Origin of the sequence: Pseudomonas sp. Y5-11 (assembly GCF_022368695.1) — a bacterium.
In the GTDB taxonomy this organism is placed as follows: domain Bacteria; phylum Pseudomonadota; class Gammaproteobacteria; order Pseudomonadales; family Pseudomonadaceae; genus Aquipseudomonas; species Aquipseudomonas parakoreensis.
In genome coordinates this window covers 5,683,959-5,699,966 of sequence record NZ_CP058974.1, presented here as the reverse complement: position 1 = coordinate 5,699,966, position 16,008 = coordinate 5,683,959, and the positions used below count along the sequence as shown (strand labels likewise).

16 protein-coding genes and 1 tRNA gene are annotated in these 16,008 nt (G+C 59.5%); 11 read left to right on the top strand and 6 right to left on the bottom strand.

What is annotated here, in order from left to right; all coding sequences use genetic code 11:
* Positions 1-18 precede the first annotated feature (18 nt).
* From ybgC to nadA, 11 genes are all read left to right on the top strand, one after another.
* On the top strand, positions 19-486 hold the full coding sequence (gene ybgC, locus HXW87_RS25680; RefSeq protein WP_095668474.1) for a tol-pal system-associated acyl-CoA thioesterase: 468 nt from the start codon (positions 19-21) through the stop codon (positions 484-486).
* Positions 476-1,171, top strand: a complete 696-nt coding sequence (tolQ, locus tag HXW87_RS25675) for a protein TolQ (RefSeq protein ID WP_007912733.1) — start codon at positions 476-478, stop codon at positions 1,169-1,171. The genes ybgC and tolQ overlap by 11 nt, the downstream gene beginning before the upstream one ends.
* Before the next feature lie 23 nt (positions 1,172-1,194).
* Positions 1,195-1,647 carry a protein TolR gene (gene tolR, locus HXW87_RS25670; protein WP_161794900.1) on the top strand — a complete coding sequence of 151 codons (453 nt, stop codon included), beginning with the start codon at positions 1,195-1,197 and terminating at the stop codon, positions 1,645-1,647.
* Entirely contained in the window at positions 1,647-2,723 is a 1,077-nt protein-coding gene (tolA, locus tag HXW87_RS25665) for a cell envelope integrity protein TolA (protein WP_041068568.1), read from the top strand. The genes tolR and tolA overlap by 1 nt, the downstream gene beginning before the upstream one ends.
* Positions 2,724-2,740: 17 nt before the next feature.
* Complete coding sequence (tolB, locus tag HXW87_RS25660; RefSeq protein WP_164747834.1) at positions 2,741-4,021, top strand: Tol-Pal system beta propeller repeat protein TolB; 1,281 nt, start codon at positions 2,741-2,743, stop codon at positions 4,019-4,021.
* A 52-nt stretch (positions 4,022-4,073) separates the two neighbouring features.
* A complete protein-coding gene (pal, locus tag HXW87_RS25655; RefSeq protein ID WP_003178634.1) occupies positions 4,074-4,571 on the top strand; it encodes a peptidoglycan-associated lipoprotein Pal in 498 nt (165 codons plus the stop codon).
* Between the two features lie 6 nt (positions 4,572-4,577).
* Positions 4,578-5,411 carry a tol-pal system protein YbgF gene (gene ybgF / locus HXW87_RS25650; protein ID WP_097085952.1) on the top strand — a complete coding sequence of 278 codons (834 nt, stop codon included), beginning with the start codon at positions 4,578-4,580 and terminating at the stop codon, positions 5,409-5,411.
* Between the two features lie 166 nt (positions 5,412-5,577).
* On the top strand, positions 5,578-6,225 hold the full coding sequence (queE, locus tag HXW87_RS25645) for a 7-carboxy-7-deazaguanine synthase QueE (RefSeq protein ID WP_047296033.1): 648 nt from the start codon (positions 5,578-5,580) through the stop codon (positions 6,223-6,225).
* Between the two features lies 1 nt (position 6,226).
* Positions 6,227-6,919: a 7-cyano-7-deazaguanine synthase QueC gene (queC, locus tag HXW87_RS25640; RefSeq protein WP_047296030.1), complete on the top strand. Its 693-nt coding sequence runs from the start codon at positions 6,227-6,229 to the stop codon at positions 6,917-6,919.
* Positions 6,920-6,981: 62 nt separating this feature from the next.
* Positions 6,982-7,057, top strand: a tRNA-Lys gene (locus HXW87_RS25635).
* A gap of 271 nt (positions 7,058-7,328) precedes the next feature.
* Positions 7,329-8,387 (top strand): quinolinate synthase NadA, encoded by a 1,059-nt coding sequence (gene nadA, locus HXW87_RS25630; protein WP_003227499.1) that lies wholly within the window; start codon positions 7,329-7,331, stop codon positions 8,385-8,387.
* A 136-nt stretch (positions 8,388-8,523) separates the two neighbouring features.
* Here nadA and HXW87_RS25625 read toward each other — a convergent pair whose 3' ends face one another.
* The 6 genes from HXW87_RS25625 to gcvH all read right to left on the bottom strand — a co-directional run bounded on the left by HXW87_RS25625 (position 8,524) and on the right by gcvH (position 15,736).
* The gene (locus HXW87_RS25625) at positions 8,524-9,012 is read right to left on the bottom strand and encodes an RDD family protein (RefSeq protein WP_047296028.1); all 489 of its coding nucleotides are present in this window, start codon (positions 9,010-9,012) and stop codon (positions 8,524-8,526) included.
* Between the two features lie 97 nt (positions 9,013-9,109).
* Positions 9,110-9,322: a cold-shock protein gene (locus HXW87_RS25620; RefSeq protein ID WP_007951194.1), complete on the bottom strand. Its 213-nt coding sequence runs from the start codon at positions 9,320-9,322 to the stop codon at positions 9,110-9,112.
* Between the two features lie 404 nt (positions 9,323-9,726).
* Positions 9,727-10,851, bottom strand: coding sequence for a glycine cleavage system aminomethyltransferase GcvT (gene gcvT, locus HXW87_RS25615; RefSeq protein ID WP_182402181.1), 1,125 nt, complete (start codon positions 10,849-10,851; stop codon positions 9,727-9,729).
* Between the two features lie 51 nt (positions 10,852-10,902).
* A complete protein-coding gene (locus HXW87_RS25610; RefSeq protein ID WP_047296024.1) occupies positions 10,903-12,279 on the bottom strand; it encodes an L-serine ammonia-lyase in 1,377 nt (458 codons plus the stop codon).
* A gap of 209 nt (positions 12,280-12,488) precedes the next feature.
* On the bottom strand, positions 12,489-15,341 hold the full coding sequence (gcvP, locus tag HXW87_RS25605) for an aminomethyl-transferring glycine dehydrogenase (protein ID WP_239777963.1): 2,853 nt from the start codon (positions 15,339-15,341) through the stop codon (positions 12,489-12,491).
* Positions 15,342-15,352: 11 nt separating this feature from the next.
* On the bottom strand, positions 15,353-15,736 hold the full coding sequence (gcvH, locus tag HXW87_RS25600; protein ID WP_027612543.1) for a glycine cleavage system protein GcvH: 384 nt from the start codon (positions 15,734-15,736) through the stop codon (positions 15,353-15,355).
* Positions 15,737-16,008: the final 272 nt, after the last annotated feature.

The window sequence follows — 16,008 nt, the reverse complement described above, 5'->3', positions numbered from 1 at the left end:
AGGAGTAAGCACTAGAGTATGCGCGCGCAAAACGGGCTTGAGCCGTTCGCACATCGTTGTCGCGTTTATTACGAGGACACCGATGCGGGCGGCATCGTGTATTACGTTAATTACCTCAAGTTTATGGAACGGGCTCGAACCGAGCGGCTCCGGACGCTGGGCTTTGCCCAGTCGGAACTGGCCGGAGAGGACCTGTTGTTTGTCGTGCATTCCAGCGAAGCGCGCTACCACGCGCCGGCGCGACTGGACGACGAACTGCTGGTAAGCGCTGATGTAATCGAATTGAACCGTGCCAGCCTGCGCTTCAAACAGCAGGTCAGGCGGGCCACGGATAATGTGCTGCTCTGTGAAGGGCAGTTTCTGGTGGCCTGCGTGCGCACCGACAGTTTGAAACCCCGGGCCATGCCCGAATCCTTGCGTACGGCCTTTGCCGACGCGGGCGGCACGGGTACACACTCAAAGCAGGAGATAAAGCGTGGAAGCTAACGTCGTCGACCATTCCTCCATGTGGAGCCTGGTCAGCAATGCCAGCATCGTGGTGCAGTTGGTAATGTTGACCCTGGTGGCCGCATCGGTGACCTCATGGATCATGATCTTTCAGCGCAGCAATCTGCTGCGCGCCGGTCGACGCGCCCTGGAGAGCTTTGAAGAGCGCTTCTGGTCGGGTATCGACCTGTCCAAGCTGTACCGTCAGGCCGGCAGCAACCCGGATCCGGATTCGGGTGTGGAGCAGATCTTCCGTGCCGGCTTCAAGGAATTCTCCCGTCTGCGTCAGCAGCCAGGCGTCGATCCGGAAGCGGTGATGGAAGGCGTGGCCCGTGCCATGCGTGTTGCCATCTCCCGCGAGGAAGAGAAGCTGGAGCAGAGCCTGCCGTTTCTCGCCACCGTGGGTTCGGTCAGCCCGTACATCGGTCTGTTCGGTACCGTGTGGGGCATCATGAACTCCTTCCGTGGTCTGGCCAGTGCCCAGCAGGCGACCCTGGCCACCGTGGCCCCGGGTATTGCCGAAGCCCTGATCGCCACCGCGATCGGCCTGTTCGCCGCGATCCCGGCCGTTATCGCTTACAACCGTTTCTCTGCCCGCAGCGAAACCTTGCTGAGCCGCTACTACACCTTCGCCGATGAATTCCAGGCGATCCTGCACCGCAAAGTGCACACCAGCGAAGAATAAGCAGGTATTTCCCGATGGCTTTAATCGCTCGAGCCCGAAACAAGCGCAAGCCGGTCGCCGAGATGAACGTGGTGCCATACATCGACGTGATGCTGGTGCTGCTGGTTATCTTCATGGTGACCGCGCCGATGCTCAATCAGGGCGTGAAAGTGGATCTGCCCAAGGTTTCCAGCGAAGCCTTGCCGCAGGACAACAACACTCAGGTGCTGACCATTTCGATCAAGGCTGACAAGACCTACTACTGGAACCTTGGCAGCGAAGTCGATACTGAAAAGCAGCAGGACAGGGCAATGACGTTGCCACAGATGACTGACGCAGTGACCAAGATCATCCGCGCCGGCACCGAAGGCGGCAAGCGTACCCAGGTCTTTATCCGTGGCGACAAGTCGGTCGACTACGGTGCCGTCATGGGTGCCATGGGCGGGTTGCAGAAAGCCGGGGTCGGTAATGTTGGTTTGATTACCGAGGCCCCCTGATGCAGCAACAGCGAGAGCCGTCCGCCTCGGAAAGCTACTTCTGGCCCAGTGTTCTGGCGATTGTCCTGCACGTGCTGGTGTTCGGCATGCTGTTCGTCAGTTTCGCCTTCACACCCGAGTTGCCGCCGGCCAAGCCGATTGTCCAGGCGACCCTGTACCAGCTGAAATCGAAAAGTCAGGCAACCACCCAGACCAATCAGAAGATTGCGGGTGAGGCGAAGAAATCCGCCGCGCGCCAGACCGAAGTCGAGCAGATGGAGCAGAAAAAGGTCGAGCAGGAAGCGGTGAAGGCTGCGGAACAAAAGAAAGAAGAAGCGGCTCAAAAGGCCGAGGAAGCCAAGAAGGCCGACGAGGCGAAGAAAGCGGACGAGGCGAAAAAGGCTGATGAAGCCAAGAAAGCCGACGATGCGAAAAAAGCCGAGGCCAAGAAGGCAGAAGAGAAACAATTGGCTGATATAGCCAAGAAGAAAGCCGAAGAAGAAGCCAAGAAGGCGGCTGAAGAAGAGGCCAAGAAAGCGGCCGCTGAAGAAGCCAAGAAGAAGATCGTCGAAGACGCGAAGAAGAAAGCCGCCGAAGACGCCAAGAAAAAAGCTGAAGCTGAAGAGGCGAAGAAGAAAGTCGCCGACGAAGCGAAGAAGAAAGCTGCTGCCGATGCTGCGAAGAAAAAATCGCAGGAAGCGGCACGTAAATCCGCCGAAGAGAAAAAGGCTCAGGCCCTGGCAGATTTGCTTTCCGATACGCCACAGCGTCAGCAGGCCTTGGCCGATGAGCAGGGTGATGAAGTCGCGGGCAGTTTCGATGACCTGATTCGTGCACGGGCAGCGGAAGGCTGGGCGCGTCCTCCTTCGGCACGCAAAGGCATGACGGTCGTGCTGCAAATCGGCATGTTGCCGGACGGTACGGTGACTTCGGTCAGCGTGGCCAAATCCAGTGGCGACGGTCCGTTCGATGCTTCGGCAGTCGCGGCAGTGAAGAATATTGGACGTTTGACGGAAATGCAGGGAATGAAGCCGAGCGATTTCGCTCCGTATCGTTCATTCAAGATGACATTCACACCTGAGGATCTAGCCTTGTGAGAAACCTTCTTCGAGGAATGCTGGTCGTGATCTGCTGCATGGCAGGGATCGCGATGGCTGATGAAAAGAACATTCTGGTCACCAGCGGCAGCGATCGGGCCACCCCGATTGCCGTCGTACCGTTCGGCATGCAGGGCGGTGCCGTGTTGCCGGACGACATGGCTGAAATCATTGGTAACGATTTGCGGAACTCGGGCTACTACTCGCCGATTCCAAAGCAAAACATGATCAGCCAGCCAAGCCAGCCGAGCGAAATCATCTTCCGTGACTGGAAGGCGGTGGGCGCTCAATACATGATGGTCGGCAGCATTGCGCCAGCGGGCGGTCGTCTGCAGGTGCAGTGGGCACTGTTCAACGTGGCCACCGAGCAGAAAGTGGCTGACGGCAGTGTTTCCGGTACCACCGAGCAACTGCGTGACATGGCGCACTTCATCTCGGACCAGTCGTTCGAAAAACTCACCGGTATCAAAGGTGCGTTTTCGACCCGTCTGCTGTACGTGACAGCCGAGCGTTTCTCCGAGAAGAACACTCGCTACACCCTGCAGCGTTCGGACTACGACGGTGCCCGTGCCGTGACTCTGCTGCAATCGCGCGAGCCGATCCTGTCGCCGCGTTTCGCACCGGATGGCAAGCGCATCGCCTACGTGTCGTTCGAGCAGAAGCGTCCGCGGATCTTCATGCAGAACATCGACACCGGTCGCCGTGAGCAGATCACCAATTTCGAAGGCCTGAACGGCGCGCCAGCCTGGTCGCCGGATGGCAATCGCCTGGCGTTCGTACTGTCGAAAGACGGCAACCCGGACATCTATGTGATGAACCTGGGTTCGCGTCAGATCACTCGTGTGACGGCAGGCCCTGGCATCAACACCGAACCGTACTGGGGCAAGGATGGTTCGACCATCTACTTCACCTCGGACCGTGGCGGCAAGCCGCAGATCTACAAAACCAGCGCCAGCGGCGGTGGTGCCGAGCGTGTAACCTTCATTGGCAACTACAACGCCAACCCGAAGCTTTCGGCTGATGAAAAGACCCTGGTGATGATCCATCGCCAGGACGGTTTCACCAATTTCAAGGTGGCGGCCCAGGATTTGCAGCGAGGCAGTGTAAAGATCCTCACTGATAGCACTCTGGACGAGTCACCCACTGTTGCGCCCAACGGCACCATGGTAATCTACGCCACCCGCCAGCAGGGCCGGGGAGTCTTGATGCTCGTGTCCATTAATGGACGCGTGAGGCTCCCGCTTCCTACCGCACAAGGCGAAGTCAGAGAACCGTCCTGGTCCCCTTACCTGAACTGACGCGGCGCTTTACGTTTTACTTAACACACTGGGGTTCATTAGGAGTTTCACGATGGAAATGCTGAAGTTTGGTAAATTTGCTGCGCTGGCTCTGGCCATGGCTGTAGCTGTAGGTTGCTCGTCCAAAGGCGGCGACAACGCCGGTGAAGGCGCTGTTGATCCAAACGCTGGTTACGGCGCAAACACTGGTGCCGTTGACGGTTCCCTGAGCGAAGAAGCTGCTCTGCGCGCAATCACCACCTTCTACTTCGAATACGACAGCTCGGACCTGAAGCCAGAAGCCATGCGCGCTCTGGACGTTCACGCCAAAGACCTGAAAGCAAACGGCGCTCGCGTTGTTCTGGAAGGCAACACCGACGAACGTGGTACTCGTGAGTACAACATGGCACTGGGCGAGCGTCGTGCGAAAGCCGTTCAGCGCTACCTGGTACTGCAAGGTGTTTCCCCAGCTCAGCTGGAACTGGTTTCCTACGGCGAAGAGCGTCCAGTTGCTACCGGCAACGACGAGCAGTCCTGGGCTCAAAACCGTCGCGTCGAACTGCGTAAGTAATTCGATATGCGAACGTGCCGTCGTGCTGTAACTGTTCTGGCTCTCAGCCTCGCGCCGCTTGCGGCGTGGGCTGCGGTTCCTGTGGTCGATGACAACTCCGGTTATAACAATAGCGGGAGCAGTTATCCGCCTGCGGGTTACGGTACGAACGGCGCCTATGCCGGGGGAGCGGCTTCGGCCCCTGCCTCGGCACAGGGCATGCTGTTCAACCAACTGCAACAGATGCAGGATCAGATATCGCGCCAGCAAGGTGTGATCGAAGAACTGCAGAATCAGGTTGCGCGCATGAAACAGGAATCCCTGGAGCGATACCAGGATCTTGATCGGCGCATAGGATCCGGTGTTGCACCTGCCGCGACTCCTGAGAATTCTTCTGCCGGTGGCGATGCAAGTGCTGCTGCCGGTGCTGCCGCTGGCGCCGGGGCTGCTGCCCAGGCACCTGCTGCCAGTAGCGAACCGGGTGATCCGGCCAAGGAAAAGCTGTATTACGATGCGGCTTTCGACCTGATCAAAGCCAAGGATTTCGACAAGGCCAGCCAGGCTTTCTCGGCATTCCTGCGCAAATACCCGAACAGTCAATATGCGGGCAATGCCCAGTACTGGTTGGGCGAAGTGAACCTGGCCAAGGGCGATCTGCAAGGTGCGGGTCAGGCTTTTGCCAAGGTTTCACAGCTCTATCCCAAGCACGCCAAAGTGCCAGATTCGCTGTACAAGCTGGCTGACGTAGAACGCCGCCTCGGTCATACCGACAAGGTCAAAGGCATTCTGCAACAGGTGGTTTCCCAATACCCGGGGACCTCCGCTGCTCAGTTGGCCCAACGCGATCTGCAACGCATGTAAGTGTGTTTGACCCGTTTGGAAGAAACCCGCGCTTGTCGCGGGTTTTTTCGTTAGAATTCATGCCCTTTTTCTGAAACACGCTTCTGGTGATCTACGCGTTGGCGGGGTTGCCGGAAGTGCCTGACGGAGGCGGACAGCCTGTTTAGCTGTTACGCCCGTGGCGACTATGCAAGACACATTGAGAATTACCGAAGTTTTCTACTCGTTGCAGGGGGAAACGCGGACTGCCGGGCTGCCCACGGTTTTTGTGCGCCTGACTGGTTGCCCATTGCGTTGCCAATACTGCGACAGCGCCTATGCATTCAGCGGCGGCACGATCCGCACCCTCGACGATATCCTTGAACAAGTGGCCGGGTTTCGCCCACGCTACGTCTGTGTGACCGGCGGTGAACCGCTGGCGCAGCCCAATGCCATCCCTTTGCTCAAGCAGCTGTGCGATGCCGGTTATGAAGTGTCACTGGAAACCAGTGGCGCGCTCGATATCTCGGCGGTGGATTCGCGCGTCAGTCGCGTGGTCGACCTGAAGACGCCGGATTCCAAAGAGGCGCACCGCAACCGCTACGAAAACATCGAACTGTTGACGCCCAACGATCAGGTGAAGTTTGTCATCTGTTCGCGGGACGACTATGACTGGGCGGTCTCGAAGCTGATCCAGTACGGTCTTGATCGCCGTGCGGGTGAAGTGCTGTTTTCCCCAAGTCATCATGACCTCAATGCCAGGGATCTGGCGGACTGGGTGGTGGCAGACAACCTGCCGGTGCGGTTGCAATTGCAGTTGCATAAATATCTATGGAATGACGAGCCGGGGCGCTGATATGACTGAACAACTGAACACTCACGAAAAACGTGCGGTCATCCTGCTGTCGGGGGGCCTCGATTCGGCCACTGTGGTCGCGATGGCCCGGGCTGAAGGTTACGCCTGCTACACCATGAGTTTCGATTACGGCCAGCGCTCTCATGCGGAGCTGCATGCTGCCGCGCGCGTCGCTCGCGATCTGGGCGTGGTCGAGCACAAAGTGATCGGCCTGAACCTCAACGGCATGGGCGGCTCGGCGCTGACCGACACCAGCATCGACATCCCGGAAGAACTGGGCGAGGGCATCCCGGTGACCTACGTGCCGGCGCGCAACACGGTGTTTCTGTCACTGGCACTGGGCTGGGCCGAAGTACTCGGCGCGCGTGACATCTTTATCGGTGTCAACGCGGTGGACTATTCCGGTTACCCGGATTGCCGTCCCGAGTTCATTGAATCGTTCGAGCGCATGGCCAACCTGGCAACCAAGGCGGGCGTGGAAGGCAACGGTTTCCGTATCCAGGCGCCGCTGCAGAACCTGAGCAAGGCGCAGATCGTCCAGGCGGGCGTGAAGCTGGGCGTCGATTACGGCCTGACCGTTTCCTGCTATCAGGCGGACGATGACGGCCGTGCGTGCGGCAAATGCGACAGCTGCCGCCTGCGTGCAGAGGGCTTCGCAGCGGCCGGTGTAAGCGATCCAACACCTTATTTTTGATTTTTTTCAAAAAGGTGTTGAATAGTCCTTAAAAATCAGTATTATACGCGCCACCACACAGCGGGTCGTTAGCTCAGTTGGTAGAGCAGTTGGCTTTTAACCAATTGGTCGTAGGTTCGAATCCCACACGACCCACCATATTTGGCGGTTTAGAAAATCCGGAAGGCCCACGAAAGTGAGGATTTCCGGGTTTTTTTTTGCCTGCGAATCAGGCACCGCTCCTTTCATCATTGCCTGCGCTGACACAGGTCAGAATCATCTTTTGTATCAACGGGATATTCTGTAGCCTTGCGCAGCTTCAATGCTGTCCGTGCCTGATAATACTCACTCTCCCGGCGGTACCCTCAAGTGGTCCGGAGCCGGGTGTATACTCGACTTTCGCGCGAATGCGCCTGCAGGTCTTGCGAACATGACGCAGATTTCCGAACGCCTTCTGGTTCAAGCCCACCTCGATGCCAAGCAGCCCAAACCGCTGACTGCCGAGGAAGAGGCCTACTACCGTTCTGCCATCGCCGCCGAGCTCAAGGCTCAGGACGCGGTGCTGGTGGCCCACTTCTATTGCGATCCGGTGATTCAGGCCCTGGCCGAAGAAACCGGCGGCTGTGTGTCCGACTCCCTCGAAATGGCGCGCTTCGGCAACGCTCACCCGGCCAAGACCGTGGTGGTCGCCGGTGTGAAGTTCATGGGCGAGACCGCGAAGATCCTCAACCCGGAAAAACGTGTGCTGATGCCGACCCTGGACGCGACCTGCTCGCTGGACCTGGGTTGCCCGGTGGACGAGTTCTCGGCGTTCTGCGATCAGCACCCGGAGCGCACGGTGGTGGTGTACGCCAACACTTCAGCCGCAGTCAAAGCCCGTGCTGACTGGGTGGTGACGTCGAGCTGTGCGCTGGAGATCGTCGAAAGCCTGATGGACAACGGCGAGACCATCATCTGGGGCCCGGACAAGCACCTGGGCACTTATATTCAGCGCAAGACCGGCGCCGACATGCTGCTGTGGGACGGTGCGTGCATCGTCCACGAAGAGTTCAAGTCCAAGCAGCTGGAAGACATGAAGGCGTTGTACCCGGACGCCGCGATTCTGGTGCACCCGGAGTCGCCGACCTCGGTGATCGAGCTGGCCGACGCCGTCGGTTCCACCAGTCAGTTGATCGCTGCAGCGCAAAGCCTGCCGAACAAGACCCTGATCGTCGCCACCGACCGCGGCATTTTTTACAAGATGCAGCAGTTGTGCCCGGACAAGGTCTTCATCGAGGCGCCAACCGCCGGTAACGGCGCCGCCTGCCGCAGTTGCGCACATTGCCCGTGGATGGCCATGAACACCCTTGAGCGCACGCTCAAGAGCCTGAAGGAAGGGACGAACGAGATCTTTGTTGATCCGGCGCTGATTCCGCAGGCGATACGTCCATTGAAGCGCATGCTGGATTTCACCCAGGCGGCGCGGATGAAGCTGGCGGGTAACGCCTGAGGTCCTTCAGAAACACCCCAAAACCTGTGGGAGCGAGCCTGCTCGCGAAGGCGGTGAATCAGCAAACATAAATGTCGGCTGATGCAACGCTTTCGCGAGCAGGCTCGCTCCCACAGTGGTATTCGGTGTCAGGAAATTATTTGGTCTTCTTCGGGATCCGCACCACGCGGGTATCGGAATAGATGTCATGCCAGGTGCGCTTCTGCTTGTCATACAGTGACCAGAAGAATCCAAGCCCTGCGCACAGCCACGACGCGATCGACACCATGAAGCGCAGCAGGGCCTGCCACAGGCTGATCGCGCTGCCATCGGCGTTCTGCACTCGAATCCCCCACACCTGCATGCCCAGTGTCTGCCCGCCGTGCGTCCAGAACTTGGCGAAGAACGCAAACAGCACCAGCAACAGCACCGTGGAATACAGCGGATCGCCATCCATCTTGCCGGCATCGGTCAGTGCACGCAGGCGTTCTTCACCGATGATCGCTGCCTGGATCAACTTGTAGACGAAGCCGGTGACGATCAGCAGGGCAGTGCACAGCAGGAAGTCATAGAACATTGCTGCCAGGCGCCGGCCAAGGCCAACAGCAGGAAAGTCGCCCTGGGGAGTGAGCAGGTTTTTCGACATGGCAGCCTCTGGGCGCAAAATGAAGCGTCATTTTACGGATTCGCGCGCACAAAAAAGCCCCTGATATCAATATCAGGGGCTTTTTTGTGACAGAAAATCAGGCTTCGGCGATGACTTCGTCAGCCTGCATGCCTTTCTGACCTTGCACAGCAACGAAGGTCACTTTCTGGCCTTCTTTCAGGCTCTTGAAGCCGTTGCCCTGAATGGCGCGGAAATGCACGAACAGATCCGGACCGCTTTCTGGAGTGATAAAACCAAAACCTTTCTCGTCGTTAAACCACTTGACGGTACCGCTCTGACGTGTCGACATTTCTTATTTCCTTTGACGCATAAATTGATGACAGTCTCTTTCTCATGAAAGAGTACTGGGGCTGGTTGCAGGAGAGTAAGAAGACGTCGAGCGGGATGTAGCTAACTTTGTAGGCTACTGCCCAGGTCACGATTCCAAGCTGACCCATGCAAACACAGTGGACAAACTCTACGCCAACTACGGGAGAAAAAACAAGCCCCGCGAAGGCCCGGTTTTCCTGCGCTTACTGGCAGTTAGTCAATTCACTAGTGTTGGCTTAGACGATCACCGGGTTCAATTGTTTTCGATCGTTATAAGCAAAGTTCATATTCGAATCAGATGTTAGAAAATGCACTTTTTTGTGGCGATTGCGTTACACATTAGTGCACGCATAACGCAATCGCGTTACTTATAGAAACAGCCAATCAACCACGATAGTAGCGTTGTGGAACAAATGGCATTTTGCTTACAAGCATTTGCACCTTTTTCCCACGAACGATGGCCCAGACTGGCGTGCCCAGTGCGACATAAGCGCTGTCGAGATAACCCATCGCCAACGGCCCGCCCAGGGTCGGACCAAAGCCACCGCTGCATACGCTGCCGATGATTTCGCCGGCTTCGTTGACGATTTCCGCACCTTCACGCACTGGCGTACGTTCCTGCGGCAGCAGGCCGACGCGTTTACGCGCGACGCCGTTCTGCTGCTGAGCAAATACTTGCTCTGCACCCGGGAAACCCCCGGCCCGCGCGCCGTCGGCGCGGCGTGGCTTGGAGATCGCCCACAACAGGCTGGCTTCGATGGGGGTGGTGTCGGTGTTCATGTCGTGCCCGTACAGGCACAAGCCGGCTTCCAGGCGCAGCGAGTCGCGGGCGCCGAGGCCAATGGCCTGGACTTCCGGTTCGGCCAGCAGGGTACGGGCGAGTTTTTCTGCATCGGCTGCCGGTACGGAAATCTCAAAACCGTCTTCACCGGTGTAACCCGAACGGCTGACGAAGCAATCGATGCCCAGCAGCTGCACGCGGTTGAACTGCATGAACGTCATCTTCGCCACCTCTGGTGCAAGACGCGCCAGGACGGTGACTGCAGCCGGACCTTGCAACGCCAGCAACGCGCGCGCTTCGAACAGCTCCGTAATGGTGCACTGATCACCGATGTGCTTTTGCAGATGCGCCAGGTCCTGATCCTTGCACGCGGCGTTGACCACCAGAAACAGCTCGTCGTTACCGAGGTTGGCGACCATCAGGTCGTCGAGGATGCCGCCGTTGTCGTTGGTGAACATCGCGTAGCGCTGCATGCCCACCGGCAGGTCGATGATGTCCACCGGCACCAGGGTTTCCAGGGCCTTGGCGGCATTGGCGCCGGTCAGGCGAATCTGGCCCATGTGCGAGACATCGAACAGCCCGGCCTGTTCACGGGTGTGTTGGTGCTCCTTCATCACGCCGAGCGGGTATTGCACCGGCATGTCGTAGCCGGCGAACGGCACCATGCGGGCGCCGAGTTCGAGGTGCAGAGCGTGCAGCGGGGTTTTCGACAGTTGTTCGGTGGACATGCGTGACTCCTTGATTCATGCCAGCTCTCTCTCGGAGGAAGAGGGGACTAATTAGCATTCGATAATGTTGACTGCCAGACCGCCACGGGCGGTCTCCTTGTATTTGCTTTTCATGTCGGCGCCGGTCTGGCGCATGGTGCGGATGACCTTGTCGAGCGAGACGAAGTGTTGCCCGTCGCCGCGCATGGCCATGCGCACTGCGTTGATCGCTTTCACCGAGCCCATGGCATTGCGCTCGATGCACGGCACCTGCACCAGCCCGCCAATCGGGTCGCAGGTCAGGCCGAGGTTGTGTTCCATGCCGATTTCCGCGGCGTTCTCTACTTGCTGCACGCTGCCGCCGAGCACTTCGCACAACGCGCCGGCGGCCATCGAGCAGGCCACGCCGACTTCGCCCTGACAGCCGACTTCAGCGCCGGAGATCGAGGCGTTTTCCTTGTACAGAATGCCGATTGCGGCGGCGGTCAGCAGAAAGCGCACCACGCCGTCATCGTTCGCACCCGGGATAAACCGCATGTAGTAATGCAGCACCGCCGGAATAATCCCGGCCGCACCGTTGGTCGGCGCGGTAACCACGCGCCCGCCGTTGGCGTTTTCTTCATTGACGGCGAGGGCGTAGAGGTTGACCCAGTCGAGCACCGACAGCGGATCGCGCAGCGACGATTCCGGATTCTTGCACAGCTGTCGATGCAGTGCCGCCGCCCGGCGTTTGACCTTCAGCCCGCCCGGCAGAATGCCTTCGTTGCGACAGCCCGCGGCGACGCAGTCCTGCATCACTTGCCAGATTTTCAGCAGACCGGCGCGGGTCTCGGCCTCCGGGCGCCAGGCACTTTCGTTGGTCAGCATCACCTGGCTGATCGACAGACCGTAGGTGGCGCAATGGCCGAGCAAGTCCTTGGCGCTTTTGAACGGGAAGGTCAGCGGTGTGGCGTCTTCGACAATGCGGTCAGCGCCGGCGGCATCCTCATCGACGACGAAACCACCGCCGACCGAGTAGTACTCGCGGCTGCGGATCTGAATACCGGCTGCATCGAATGCGCGAAAGATCATGCCGTTGGGGTGATAGGCCAACGGTTTGCGGATCATCGCCAGGTGTTCTTTCTCATTGAAGGCAATGCTGTGTTCGCCGAGCAGATTCAGCCGGCCATTGCCGCGAATGTCCTGCAGGCGCGCGGCGACGGTTTCGGTGTCGACGGTGTCCGGGTGTTCACCCTCAAGACCGAGCAGCACGGCCTTGTCGCTGCCGTGACCCTTGCCGGTGGCACCGAGCGAGCCGTACAGCTCGACTTTGACGGTGCTGGTGGCCGACAGCAGGTCATCGCGGCGCAGGCCTTCGGCGAAACGCGCAGCGGCACGCATCGGGCCGACGGTGTGGGAGCTGGAAGGGCCGATGCCAATCTTGAACAGGTCGAACACGCTTAACGACATGAGTGGTTCTCCGGTTTCTTGTTATAGGAATTGGCGGAATATCAGGCTGAGTACATCCCCTGTAGGAGCTGCCGAAGGCTGCGATCTTTTGATCCTGGTTTTTTAGAAACAAGAGCAAGATCAAGATCAAGATCAAAAGATCGCAGCCTTCGGCAGCTCCTACAGATAAAGCGATAAAGCGGTGGGGCGGACGAACCGCCCCGTTCTTTTTAAGCGTAGCTTTCGATCGACGGGCAGGCGCAGACCAGGTTGCGGTCGCCGAACACGTTGTCGACGCGACCGACCGGTGGCCAGTATTTGCCTTCGATCAACGACGCCACTGGGTACACCGCCTGCTCGCGGCTGTACGGGTGCGTCCACTCGCCGACCAGCTCCGCCGCCGTGTGCGGGGCGTTCTTCAGCGGGTTGTCGTCCTTGTCCAGGGTGCCGTTTTCCACTGCGCGGATTTCTTCGCGGATGCGGATCATGGCGTCGCAGAAGCGGTCCAGTTCTTCCTTGGATTCGCTTTCGGTCGGCTCGATCATCAGCGTTCCGGCCACCGGGAACGACATGGTCGGGGCGTGGAAGCCGAAGTCGATCAGGCGCTTGGCGACGTCATCGACGCTGATGCCGCTGCTGTCTTTCAGCGGGCGCAGGTCGAGGATGCATTCGTGCGCCACCAGACCGTTGCTGCCGGTGTACAGCACTGGATAGTGCTCTTCGAGACGACGGGAAATGTAGTTGGCGTTGAGGATCGCCAGTTGCGAAGCCCGCTTCAGACCGGCGCCGCCCATCATGCGAATGTACATCCAGGTGATCGGCAGAATGCTTGCGCTGCCGAATGGCGCTGCGCAGACCGCGCCTTCCTTGCGTTGCATCTGACCGTGACCCGGCAGGAACGGGGTCAGGTGCGACTTGACGCCGATCGGGCCGACGCCCGGGCCGCCACCGCCGTGCGGAATGCAGAAGGTCTTGTGCAGGTTCAGGTGCGAGACATCGCCGCCGAACTTGCCCGGTGCGCAGAGGCCGACCATCGCGTTCATGTTGGCACCGTCGATGTACACCTGGCCGCCGTTGTCGTGAATGATCCCGCAGATTTCGCGGATGCCTTCTTCGAACACGCCGTGGGTCGACGGGTAGGTGATCATCAGCGCTGCGAGGTGTTCGCGGTGCTCGATGGCTTTGGCGCGCAGGTCTTCGATGTCGACGTTGCCACGGGCATCGCACGCGGTCACGACCACGCGCATGCCGGCCATGTTGGCGGTGGCCGGGTTGGTGCCGTGGGCGGACGACGGGATCAGGCAGATGTCGCGGCGCTCATCGCCACGGCTCTGGTGGTAAGCGCGAATCGCCAAGAGACCCGCATATTCACCCTGCGAACCGGCGTTCGGTTGCAGCGAGATCGCGTCGTAACCGGTGGCGGCGCAGAGCATCGCTTCCAGTTCATCGGTCAGTTGCTGGTAGCCGGCGCTTTGCTCGGCAGGAGCGAACGGGTGCAGCGCGCCGAACTCGGCCCAGGTCACCGGGATCATTTCGCTGGCGGCGTTGAGTTTCATGGTGCACGAGCCCAGCGGGATCATGGTGCGATCCAGTGCCAGATCCTTGTCCGCCAGTTTGCGCAGGTAGCGCATCAGCTCGGTTTCCGAGTGATAACGGTTGAACACCGGGTGGCTGAGGATCGGCGACTGACGTACCAGCGCCGCCGGGATGGTGCTGTGCACCGAAGCGGCCAGTGCAGCGAAGTCCGGCAGGGTCTTGCCGTCGGCGAACAGGCCCCACAGGGTTTCGATGTCAGCCTGGGTGGTGGTTTCGTCCACCGACAGGCCCAGACGCTCGGCGTCGATCACCCGCAGGTTGATCTGCTGAGCGTACGCCTTCTCGTGCAGCGCGGCAGTGTGCGCGCCGGTGGCGAGGGTCAGGGTGTCGAAGAAGCTTGCCTGCTCGACGGTCTGGCCCAGTGCGCTCAGGCCGTTGGCGAGAATCGCGGTCAGGTGATGCACACGGTTGGCGATCTGGGTCAGGCCTTTCGGGCCGTGGTACACCGCGTACATGCTGGCGATGTTGGCCAGCAGCACTTGCGCGGTGCAGATGTTCGAGGTGGCTTTCTCACGGCGGATGTGTTGCTCGCGAGTCTGCATCGCCAGGCGCAGGGCCGGCTTGCCGAAGCGGTCAACCGAGACGCCGACCAGACGGCCCGGCATGTCACGCTTGAATGCATCCTTGGTGGAAAAGTAGGCGGCGTGCGGGCCACCGAAGCCCAGCGGTACACCGAAGCGTTGCGCCGAACCGATGGCGACGTCCGCGCCGAACTCGCCTGGAGCGGTCAGCAAAGTCAGGGCCAGCAGATCGGCAGCCACGGCCACCAGCGCGTTGGCGGCGTGGAAGCGCTCGGTCAGTTCGCGGTAGTCGAACAGGTCACCGTTGCTCGCCGGGTATTGCAGCAGCGCGCCGAAGAACGGCGTGACGTCGGTCAGTTCATGCTCATCGCCAACCACCACTTCGATGCCCAGCGGCTCGGCACGGGTGCGCAGCACGTCGAGGGTTTGCGGGTGGCTGTGGATCGAGGCGAAGAATTGGTGGCTGCCCTTGTTCTTGCTCAGGCGTTTGCAGAAGGTCATGGCTTCGGCAGCGGCGGTGGCTTCGTCGAGCAACGAAGCGTTGGCGATCGGCAGGCCGGTGAGGTCGCTGATCAGGGTCTGGAAGTTCAGCAGCGCTTCGAGACGGCCCTGGGAAATTTCCGGCTGGTACGGGGTGTAAGCGGTGTACCAGGCCGGGTTTTCCAGCAGGTTGCGCAGGATTGGCGACGGCGTGTGGCAGTTGTAGTAGCCCTGGCCGATGTAGGTCTTGAACAGCTGGTTCTTGCCGGCGATGGATTTGATCATCGCCAGGGCGTCGGCTTCGCTCAGGCCGTCGTCCATGCCGAGCACGCTGGTGCCCTTGATGCTTTCCGGAATGACGCTGGCGCTCAGCGCTTCGAGCGAGTCGAAACCGAGGCTGTTGAGCATGGCTTGCTCGTCACCGGCGCGCGGGCCGATGTGACGGGCGATGAATTCGTTGGCAGTGCCGAGGTTTACTTGGGTCATGTCGCTACTCCTCAGGCTTCGGCTTGGGCTTTGATCAGACGGTCGTAGGCGTCTTGATCGAGCAATTTGCCGACAGCGGCGGCGTCACTTGGCTGAAAGCGGAAGAACCAGCCTTCGCCCAGCGGATCTTCGTTGACCAGTTCCGGGCTGCCGTCCAATGCCGGGTTCACTTCCACAACTTCACCGTCGAGGGGCATGTACACGCCGCTGGCGGCTTTCACCGATTCCACGGTGGCGGCTTCGGCGCCTTTTTCGTAAGCCTGCAGCTCAGGCAGTTGCACGAACACCACGTCGCCCAAGGCGTTCTGCGCGAAAGCGGTGATGCCGACAGTAACGCTGCCGTCAGCTTCGGTGCGCAGCCATTCGTGATCTTCAGTAAAACGCAACTCGCTCATGGAAACTCCTAAGGGGCCAGACTCGTCTGGTGGACGCGGTGGAAGGCGGGGGCATGAAAGCCCTGATTTTATGAGCGGTTACTTAGCAAGAACGCGGCCATCTTAGATTTATCTATATAAATCAAATAGTTATGCTTTTCTGGTTGTGATGGGGATAAGGCTCCTGTAGCGAAATCGCTACAGCTTGGGGCGGGGAAAAAAGCTGAAGCGGATCAAAGCCTTGCACAGCGGTCGCTGGCGAAGGGTGTAGCGATATCATTCCGCTGTAGCGC